Genomic DNA, 9685 nt, shown 5'->3' with positions numbered 1-9685 from the left:
TGCGCGTTGAGGTTCCAGAGCGCGGCGATCGAGGTGTCGTTCTGTTGGCGCAGCCATTGGCCCAGCTGGGTCGGGTCGGCGAACTTTTTGACGCGGGCCAGCTGGCGCACCAGTGGCTCGTCGTTGAGCCGTTCGGCGTCGGCCAGGCTGGCCCCGCCCGAGCAGAAGCAGTAGATCAGTTGGGCCACGATCAGTTCGGGGCTGTAGCCGTGGGAGGTGCGGGTGCGCGGGTCCAGTCCGGGCAGGGCGCGGATTTTTTGCCAGAGGTCAAACTGCTGGGCCAGCGCTTCCAGGGCGGGCAGGCCGCCCAGGGTGGACTGCTTTTGAGCGGCAACAAACTCGAAGCGGATCCTGGGCGAGCGTTTGGTGAAAGTCGGCATGCTTCATTGAGGCACGGCGCGCGACGATATTCAACGCCGAACCCAAAAAAAATCTTCACCCGCCGGTGCAATACCTCAGGCGATGGCTAAGGTTTGGGGCGGGCGTCAGCCGGCGCTGGATGGGTGGGTGCGCCTGGGCCTGCAAGCCCTTGAGGGACCGTATTGCGGCGGTGGGCTCAGTACCGGCCTCGGCCGGTTCGCTGGCTGTTGCCCTGGAGCGTGGGCCAGTTGGAGGGGGCCAGCGGTGCCTCGGGATGCAGTGCGTGGAGGGCGTAGTAGGTCAGGACGTAGATGGTACCGTCGCGCGCCAGCGCCGGGTTCGACAGAATGAAGCCACCCAGCCAGTTGTGCCACAGGTAGCGTCCCTCGGGGCTGACTGCGTGAATCGAGCCGTCCCGGCTGCCCACCAGGACCGTGCCGTTGGCGCACAGGGTGGGGGCGGACTCAATGTCGTCGCCGGTGGCGTATCGCCAGAGCATCCGCCCCTGTGGATCGTAGGCGCGCAGTTCGCGGTTGACCCCCACGTACACCTGGCCGTCCAGGTCCAGGACCGGTGAGGAGGCTGTGATGCTGCCCGTGTGCGTTTCCCAACGGAGCCTTCCGTCACGGTCCAGCGAAAGGAGCCTGCCCCGCACGGTGGTGAAATAAACGTTCCCTTGCGGATCCAGGGCCGGTGTGGAAAGGATGGCCCCGTCGGCCTGGTAACTCCACTTTTCCGTCCCGTCGGGTCGCAGCGCGATCAGCCGCCCACCGTGCGTGCCGAAGTAAATGGTGTCATCCGAACCCACCGCCGCTCCCGCCGAAATGATTCCGCCGGCTTGAAACACCCAGCGCACCTGACCCTCGGGTGACACGGCACGGAACTGACCGTCCCACGAGCCGAAACAGACCGTGCCATCGGACAACAGGGCAGGGGAGGCATCCACCCACTGACCCGTGCGCGCGTACCATTTCAAGCGACCCTGGGCGCTGACGGCGTACAAGCGCCGGTCCCGGCATCCGAAGTAGATGGTGCCGTCGGGCGCCACGGTGGGAGCGGATTGAATCTCCATGCCCGTGGCGAACTGCCATCGGCGCCGTCCATCGGGGCCAAAGGCCATCAATCGTCCGTCAAACAGCCCTACGTAGACGGTTCCGTCCGTCGCCACCGCCGGCGGGGCCTGGTTGCCCGATCCCAACGGAACCGACCAGAGGTTTGTGCCGGGTCGTCGCTGTGTCTGCGCCTGGGCAGTCAGGGACAACACACACACCCCGAGCAGCCAGATCCAGCCGGGCACTCCCGGGCACCGATTCCTCCCGCTCCAATGTCGTGGCATCATTGCCGGTTCAGTTAAGGACCCGGGCCGCTGCGCGGCAATCCTTTTGGCGGACGAGGGGGAGGCTGGGAATCGGACGCGTACTCATGGGCGAGTGGCCCGGCGGTGTTCGGCGGGCGCTGGGAAGGGTATGACTGCAGTTTCTGCCAGGGCAGCGAGATCAATTCACGGCTGCACGCAGCAGGTGCTGAACCGGGATCCGGCCCGGATGGGTGCCCGGGTTGGGTGCCGAGGGCGGCCGAGATTGTATGCCGCCCGGCCACGGAGTCCTTGTGTTCAGCCGGTTCGCACGCTCGAAAAACCGGCGTCACCGCCGTGACTCCTTCGGAGCCAACGACTGTTCCGGGATGCAGTCTCGCCCCATGTGCATCTTCCACGTCAGGCAGGCTTCGGGGCACCCTTCGGGTACCGGACGGCGTGCATCGAGACGTTTAGCGGCTGGTTTGGGGTGTTCCGTTGTCGTCCGGACGGGCGCGGACCTCCGACACCGGGGTGAGTTTCACGTAGTCGAGCCCGAACATGTGGGCGGGGATGGCCTCGGGATTCTTCGCCACGATTTCCACCGTCAGAACATGGGGCCCGGCCGCCAGTTCCCGTTCCCCCAATTGTACGGGACCGGTGGGCACCACGCGCGGATGATAGAGGTCCACCGGGTCGCCCAGGGGTTGACCGTCAAGGTGGAACCGGACGATTCCGTAATCTCGGGCGCGCGTCATATGGACCTCGATGCGGTAGCGCCCTGAGTTTTCCACCGGCAGTTCCAGGTCAAGGCGATCCCCGGGGCGACCCTCGATCCACCACAGCTGCGCGTCGTGGCTCCAGCCGTCGCCCCAACCGCTCATGTCCTGTTCCTGGGGACGGCCGCCGGTGCAGGCCAGGATCTTGAGTTGCTCGCCTTCGATGGCGCCGGGGATCCGCGGGTAGACGGGTGCCCGGGCGTAGCCGATCCTGTGCTCGATCGGCGGCAGCGCGTAGGGATCGTGCCCGTCGGGGGCCAGGTACCAGTAAACCGTGGCGGCGTAGAGCGTGGGCCGGTGGTTGGGGAAGTATTTTTCGATGCAGGCTTCGAGCGATTTCTGGAACGGCACCTGATCCGGCACATGCCAGCGGTTGACGGAGATGTGGCCCTTGTTGTTGCCGTCGTTGCGGGTCTGGTTGTGATAGGCGTGTTGGAAGAGGTCCGGGCAACACCATGCATAGCCGAAGTAATCTTCGGACCCGGTGCCAAAGATGGAGGGGAATTTTTCCCCGTCCACGAAGAACTTTTCGTCGCCTTCACCCCACCAGGCGCCGCGCGGGTTCCAGACATGCAACATGACGCCGACGAATCGGCCGCGGCCGGTGGTCTTGAGCAGGGGCCAGTCCAGCCACCGTTCCGATTCGGTGGGGAGGAACTCGTCGCGGTGCCATTTGGCGTGGAACCGACCGTAAGCGGTCACGTCGCGGCGCAACCGTTCCGTGACGACCTCGAGGGCCACCGCGCGGGGCGCCGACCCTTCGTTGTGGATCCTGAGCTCGAACGAGCGCGCAAAGGGCATGTACCAATTGGCGTAGAACCAGCCGTCCTCGGTCAGCCCACATGGGAACGACCGGTAGGGATTCAACCCCGGTGCGGTGCCGAAGAAATCGCCCAACGGCGTCCAGACGGACGGGCGGGGCTCGTCGTCCCAGGCGATTTCCAGCACCAGCGCCCGCAGTGCGTCCTCGGCTTCGCTCGGTGTCAGGCCGGTGACACGGGCCCGGATCAAGGTAATGGCGCCGGGCCCGGTGCGACGGATGCGGTGGCTGTCCCCGGGGCCCAGCGTACCTTCGAAGGTGTCGCGGCCGATTTCCTCCCGGGGCGTGCGCGGTCCGCATTGTTGCAAGAGCCTGTCCACCTCGTCGAGGGCCGCGGCGTCCTCGGGCGCAAGTTCCGGGCGGAACGTGGGCAGCTCGGTGCCTTCGGGGAAAAGGGTGCAGGTGAAGTGGTAGTAGTCGCCCCAGCCGTCTTCGGCCACGATTCTGCAGGATTTACGGAACGGGATGGGGGTGTAGTTGTTCCAACCCATGGCCACCCGATGGACCAGCACGGTGCGGGTGAACGGCGCGTGACGCCCATCGAAGTAGGCGACAAAGGGCAGGTCCAAGACCGGCTCGGATTCGTCGTCCAGGTAGATGCGCACGTGTCCCTCCCTGGGTGTGGCCGACCACATTCGCCAAATCACGCCCGGCCCTTTCATTTCTGCCAGGACCTGGAGGTTGCCCTCACGCCGGAGGATGCCATGACCGTCTGCGTTGGCGTCCCACCCCACGTAACGACCGGTGGCCTCGTCGTATCGACTGGCCCGATCATAGCTGGACCACTGGATGGTTCGCTCTCCGGGTTCGGGCAGTGTGGCCAGATGTTCCAGGTCCACCAAACGCCGCGCGAGATCGGCGTAGGTCAACCGTTCCGCGGCAAAGACCACGCTCACACTACAACCCAGAAGGCAACTGCACAGGAACCCTTTCATAGGTAGCCCTTTCAAGACACGGTTCTGTCATCGCCGGCCGCAGCCGTATGCGCCGGAACCCCCGGTACCGCGTTGGCAGGCCGCCGATGGTCATGGCCCCGGCGGCGCGGTGCCTTGCGCAGCCTCCTGTGCCCGGCCCAGCCCTTACCCCCGGTCAACCGGGACGCCCCTCTGGCTGCGAAGACGGCTCATCGTTACCGCATGCGGCAGGCGTAACACTTTCGATTGGTGCCCCGCCGGTGGGAGTCGCGGCCGTGATCGGAGCTGCAGCCGCCCTGGCGCATGAGGCGTCCGGGTTGGAAGGAACAGGTTCGGGCGCGCAGCTTGGCGCGGGGGGATTCGGGGTCGCAATGGGTTCGGCGTCGATGGTGGCGGGCGGGTGTGCGGGCTGTCCGGCCCCGGAGGTGGGGGCGTTGCTGTCGGCCGGGTTCGGTGCGGGGGCACTCACGGGTTCGGCCATGGCCGGTGCGGGCTCCGATGGCGACGGGGTGGACTCGGTTTGGACTCCTGAACCGGGGGCCTGGGTGGGTCGGGGCCCGGAGAAGGTGGCGGTGTCCGTGGTGGTTGGTGCGGGGCCGGTCTCCCTGACCTTGGGTCGGCTGGTGTAGACGCGGCGGAGATTGGAGGCCAGGATGCCCAGTTCCATCCGGTACTTGGCCACGGTGCGTCGGGCGATTTCAATGCCGCGTTGTTTGAGGATTCTGACCACGGCGTCGTCGGATAACGGGTGGGCGGGATCTTCGTTGCGGAAGATCTCGGCGATCATTTCCTTCACGCTGGTGTTGGAAAGGCCGTCGCCCGAGGCGGTGCGGATGCCGGTGCTGAAGAAGTATCGCATTTCGAACAGGCCGCGCGGCGTTTGCATGTACTTGCCGTTGACGGCCCGGCTGACCGTGGTTTCGTGCACGCCCACGGCCTCGGCCACGGCCGCCATGGTCAGGGGTTTGAGGTGGGCCGGTCCCTTGTCGAAAAAGTCCCGCTGCCGTTTCACGATTTCGCGGGCGATGTTGAGGATGGTCTCCTGTCGTTGCGCGATGCTGCGGATGAGGAACCGGCCGGCCCGGATCTTTTCCCGGATGAAATTCCGTGCCTCCACGAACGCGGCCTTTTCCATCAGTTGCGCCTGGGCGACCTGGAGGGCCTGGCGCTGGGCCCTGGTCAGGTCGGGGTGTTCGGCGATTTGTTTCAACCGTTGCAGGGCTTCCTGATCCTTTTCCGCGCGGATGGCTTCCAGCGCTTGTTCCAACAAGGCCCGGACCTCGCCCGCGCACCCCTCAAACGCTTGGGCCAGCGCCACCGTGTCCACCGGGGCCCGGCTCATGAGGTCGCGGTACGTGGGGCTGATGCGCAGGCGGGGCAGGTAATCCTGGTTGGCAGTGACCACGTACTCATCGCCCACCTTCTGTACGAATACCTCGGGCACCACATAAAGATCCGTGTCCGGCGCGTATGCCCGGCCGGGACGGGGATCCAGTCGCGCAATACGCTGCAGTGCGGCCTGGACCTCCTCCACCGTGGCGCCCGTGAGCCGTGCCAGCTCCGGCACCTTGCGCCGCGCCAACAGATCCATGTGATCCCGGATGATGCGGTACTCGAGGCTGTCCTGCTGCCCTGCCCGTTCGAGCTGCAGCAGCAGGCACTCCTGAAGGTTCCGCGCCGCCACGCCGGGAGGTTCCAGGCTCTGAATGACCCGCAGGACCCGCTCCACGTGGTCGGGCGTCGTTCCCGCCTCCCGGGCGATTTCCTCCACGGTGGCGGTCAGGTAGCCCCGATCGTCCACGTTGCCGATGATGAGTTCTCCGACCGGGTAATCCGCCTCGGGCAGGTCTGATTCCCGCATCTGCTCCAGGAGATCCTGTTGCAGGGACGGTGTGGCCACCAGGGAATCGAACATGAACTGCCGCCGTTCCTCGTCCTCGGGCGTGACCTGCTGCGCGAGCTGCGTTTGGTGGAAGTGTTCCCGCCATTCCTGGTCCATCTGCAGCAGCCGGTCGAGCTCCGCCTGGAAATCGTCCACGGGTTCGCCGGGCCGTTCGACCGTGGGGTCGTAACGGACATCCGGGGGTGGCTCGGCCGGATCCAACCGTTCCAGATCGGCTGCGTGGGCGACGGGGTTTTCGGCGTCGGCGGTGCCGGGGGGCAATTCTTCGAGGGCGGGGTTTTGCTGCAGCTCCTGCTCGACCAGGCTTTTGAGCTCAAGCAACGGCGCCTGCAGCAATGCCAGCGACTGCTGCAGTTGCGGTGCCAGGATCAGCGACTGGGTGAGCCGCTGGGACAGATGGAGCCCCTGAGCCATGCTTCGCTGGAACACTAACAGCGGTTGGAGCCCCTCTCAAGTTTTATGTCCCCGGGGTTGCCTGTCCGGGGTGTGCAGGCGCGGAACGGAACGGGCTGTCGGAGAAATGGATAACGCCCTCGGGCCGGGGGCGGACGCCATATTCGTGGGCTTGACCCGTCCGGGCTTACGGTCTCTGGTCGCGTCCTTTCGGCCGGTGGACTATTGGGGGCGATCACCCTTTTCGAGCGTGCGGGACTGACGGAAGAACCGCCCGGGGAACCACGGAGGCACGGTTGGGGAAACAGACCACAGAGGCATAAAGGGCACAGAGGTTGGACACAGAGGGGGGCGGGTAGATTGGGCAGGGAAGAAGCTTGGGCGGTTGGTACATGGGCAGTCCACAGCAGCACCTTATACAACTTGGGCTGTTTGCGATCTTGGTACTTTGAGGGCCCCTATTGGGAGCCGCAAGGACGCGGTCCCTCCTTGCGAATCGCTTTTCATCAGGGGGACAGGGGCCTTCAGGCATGTTGCTGGTGAACCTCTGAACTGCGCGCCCGGCCGATGGGCGTGCGGGCCCTTGGGGTGTGCAATGGTGGGAGCACGGCGGGAAGACGGGTTTATCGGGACGCCGCGTGCTCTGTTGGGAGTGGCCGTGAGGAGGCGGCAGGCCGGGGCGCATGGCGGTTCCGAAGGTTACGAAGTTTTGGGGACCGGTTTGAGTGGGCCCACCGCCGGGGCCGCGCGGGTTTCGGCCCCGCTGCGCATGCGGGCATCTTTGAGCGGTTGTGCAGGATGCGAAGGATTCTGGGGACGGTCGGGCTTGTGCGGGCCCTAAGGCATGGCGTCCGAAAGCGCGTGCCGGGTGATTCCCGTCGTGTGGTCCATCGTCTCTTTGGCGGATCAGGTCCGTTGGGCCTGGTGGTCCGGGAAGGTGGGTTGGGAAAAACCTGAAAGCCGGGCTGGAAAGGCGGGTGACCGGATTCTACACTGGTACGAAGAACTGCGGTTGAAACCTGGTTTGATCCATGAGCGATCCGCGACAAGTCGTCCGCTCGGCACTGGTATACACCATCTGCCTCCCACTGGCGGTGGTGCTGGGGTATTACCTGGCGTTGCCTTCGGACATCACCTCCGTGGTGGTGTTGGGGTTGGTGTTTGTGGTGCTGTTGATTCCGATCCTTCTGAACTGGCATCAGCCGTTGTTGATCCTTTCGTGGCATACGCTGGCGGTGGTCCCGTTTTTACCGGGACGACCTCCCTTGCGATTGGTTCTGACCGGCATCAGCATTCTGATCATTTTGCTCATGTACGCGGTGGACCGTCGGAACAAGCCGATTTTGGTGCCTTCGGTGACCTGGCCGCTGGTGTATTTGAGCGGGGTGTTGCTGGTGACATTTGCCCTTACCGGCGGTGCCGGGTTCGGTTTTGCCGGGTCGGAGGTCGGCGGTGGCAGCCGTTACGTTGCGTTGGCGGGGGCGATTCTGGGTTATTTTGCCCTGAGCGCTCGTCCGATTCCGCCTGAGAAGGCGTTGAAGTACACGGGATTGTTTTTCCTGGGCGGTTTGACCCTGGCGCTCAGCAGCGTGGTTCAGCAGGTGCCGGAATGGCTCCGATTTATCTACTATATCTTTCCTGTGGAGCGGTCGGTGTTGTACGCTCCGTCGCCCACCGGACTTCAGTTGGGGCGCCTCTACGGTGTGGCGACCGCCTCGTTGTGCGGCCTTTGGTATATGACCGCCCGGTACGGGCTGCGCGGCATTTTCGACATGCGCCAACCCTGGCGGCTGGTCGTCGTGCTGGCGTTCAGCCTGGGCGTGGCGTTCGGAGGTTATCGGAGTTTCGTGGTATTGGCGGCGCTGATTCTCGCTTTCCAGTTCTATCTGGAGGGCTTTCTGAAGGTGCGGTACCTGCCCTTGTGGGTGGCGCTGGTGGGATTGTTTGTGTCGTTGCTGCCCATTTCCCATCACCTCCCTTACCAGGTGCAGCGGTCGCTTTCTTGGATTCCATGGTTGGGCATCGAGCAGGTGCGTGAAGATGCACGGATGTCGACCCAATGGCGTTTGGACCTGTGGCAACGCGTGGTCGTGGATGTCCCGAAATATTTCTGGCTGGGCAAGGGGTACGCCATCAATGTGCGCGACCTCGAGATGGCCCAGTTTCGGCGGTTCGACCGCCTTCGGGGACAGGGGGAGCTGACTCCGGGGGAGTTGGCCGAACTGGCAGGCGATTATCACAACGGGCCATTGTCCATCATCGTGCCGCTGGGCGTGTGGGGTGCGATCGGGGTGCTGTGGTTTTGGTACGCTGCGTGGCGGGTGCTGGTGCGGAATTACCGTTACGGTCCGCCCGAGCTCAAGACGTTGAACACTTTCCTGCTGGCGTTGTTCTGCGCCCGTGTGGTGCACTTTCTGGTTGTGTTCGGGGCTTTCTACGCTGAGTTCTATTACTTCACGGGCTTGGTGGGCTTCAGCGTCGCGCTGAACCGGGGTGTGGCTGTGCCTCAACCTGCGTTGGAACCGGCGCGAGCCGAGCCCGAGTCCGCGGCCGAACCTTCACTGCCGCCGGTCCCCGTTCCTCCGGTCCCGATCCGCACTTGAAACGGAGGTCGGGTGGAAGTCGCATGGGCAGGGAAACTGAACTCGCTGCGCCGGTTCTTTCTTGAGCTCATCCAAGGTGGGCGGATCGACCCGGGCTGCGGATTGTCCAAGTGTGGACCATCGTACGGGGCTCCGTCAGCGGAATCGCCTCTCCAAGTGGCGTCAACCCGGGTTCGGTGATTGCAAGTGCTGGTCTGCCAGACGCAGGTCCTTTAAAAGTCCAGTTAGACGAGGGTGAGCGCGCCGGCCACCCATCGACGGTTGGACCGTCCTGCTGGTCTTGGCCGGGGGAGTTCACGGCCGGCCGGGCCGTGATCGGTTTTGGCCTGCTGGTTGGAACTTTGTGGTGTGCCGGGTGCAGGCGGTAACAAAGGGCCGGGGCCGGGGCCAAAAGGGGTGCCCCCCCTCAATAACCCAAGGCGACAAGATCGGTTATTGGCCAGGTACAGGGGGAACGGTGGGGACGGGCGGTGCAGGTGGGGTGGGTGTGGGCAGGGCCGAGGGTGGCGTGAGTTCGGTTGGGGGCAGGGGCGGCATTTCACCGCGGGCCACCCTGTCCTGTGTGGCTTGCCGCTGCAGCTCGATGAGCAGGATTTGCTCTTCGAGCGAGAGCTGCGGT

At 64.7% G+C, this 9685-nt stretch carries 6 protein-coding genes; 1 reads left to right on the top strand and 5 read right to left on the bottom strand.

Features of this window, described 5'->3' with window-relative positions; translation table 11 throughout:
- The 4 genes from G4L39_RS13400 to G4L39_RS13385 all read right to left on the bottom strand — a co-directional run.
- The coding region (locus G4L39_RS13400; protein WP_165108929.1) for a hypothetical protein at positions 1–380 on the bottom strand (380 nt) is incomplete at its 3' end.
- Between the two features lie 176 nt (positions 381–556).
- Positions 557–1699 carry an outer membrane protein assembly factor BamB family protein gene (locus G4L39_RS13395; RefSeq protein WP_205881019.1) on the bottom strand — a complete coding sequence of 381 codons (1143 nt, stop codon included), beginning with the start codon at positions 1697–1699 and terminating at the stop codon, positions 557–559.
- Between the two features lie 428 nt (positions 1700–2127).
- The gene (locus G4L39_RS13390) at positions 2128–4188 is read right to left on the bottom strand and encodes a DUF2961 domain-containing protein (RefSeq protein ID WP_165108925.1); all 2061 of its coding nucleotides are present in this window, start codon (positions 4186–4188) and stop codon (positions 2128–2130) included.
- A gap of 154 nt (positions 4189–4342) precedes the next feature.
- The gene (locus tag G4L39_RS13385) at positions 4343–6484 is read right to left on the bottom strand and encodes an RNA polymerase factor sigma-54 (RefSeq protein ID WP_165108923.1); all 2142 of its coding nucleotides are present in this window, start codon (positions 6482–6484) and stop codon (positions 4343–4345) included.
- A 1010-nt stretch (positions 6485–7494) separates the two neighbouring features.
- Here G4L39_RS13385 and G4L39_RS13380 point away from each other — a divergent pair.
- Positions 7495–9066 carry a hypothetical protein gene (locus G4L39_RS13380; RefSeq protein WP_165108921.1) on the top strand — a complete coding sequence of 524 codons (1572 nt, stop codon included), beginning with the start codon at positions 7495–7497 and terminating at the stop codon, positions 9064–9066.
- A 432-nt stretch (positions 9067–9498) separates the two neighbouring features.
- Here G4L39_RS13380 and G4L39_RS14750 read toward each other — a convergent pair.
- Positions 9499–9685, bottom strand: a 187-nt coding sequence (locus tag G4L39_RS14750) for a hypothetical protein (RefSeq protein ID WP_205881018.1), incomplete at its 5' end; no start/stop codon positions are given.

It is taken from the genome of Limisphaera ngatamarikiensis (genome assembly GCF_011044775.1).
Classification (GTDB): Bacteria; Verrucomicrobiota; Verrucomicrobiia; order Limisphaerales; family Limisphaeraceae; genus Limisphaera; species Limisphaera ngatamarikiensis.
The sequence above is the reverse complement of the archived record's forward strand: the minus strand, read 5'-3'. Positions and strand labels throughout refer to the sequence as shown.

Excerpts from the sequence above, each read along its gene's own strand:
- G4L39_RS13390 (WP_165108925.1), bottom strand. The coding sequence starts at position 4,188 with ATGAAAGGGTTCCTGTGCAGTTGCCTTCTGGGTTGTAGTGTGAGCGTG.
- G4L39_RS13380 (WP_165108921.1), top strand. The coding sequence starts at position 7,495 with ATGAGCGATCCGCGACAAGTCGTCCGCTCGGCACTGGTATACACCATC.
- G4L39_RS13395 (WP_205881019.1), bottom strand. The coding sequence starts at position 1,699 with ATGATGCCACGACATTGGAGCGGGAGGAATCGGTGCCCGGGAGTGCCC.
- G4L39_RS13385 (WP_165108923.1), bottom strand. The coding sequence starts at position 6,484 with ATGGCTCAGGGGCTCCATCTGTCCCAGCGGCTCACCCAGTCGCTGATC.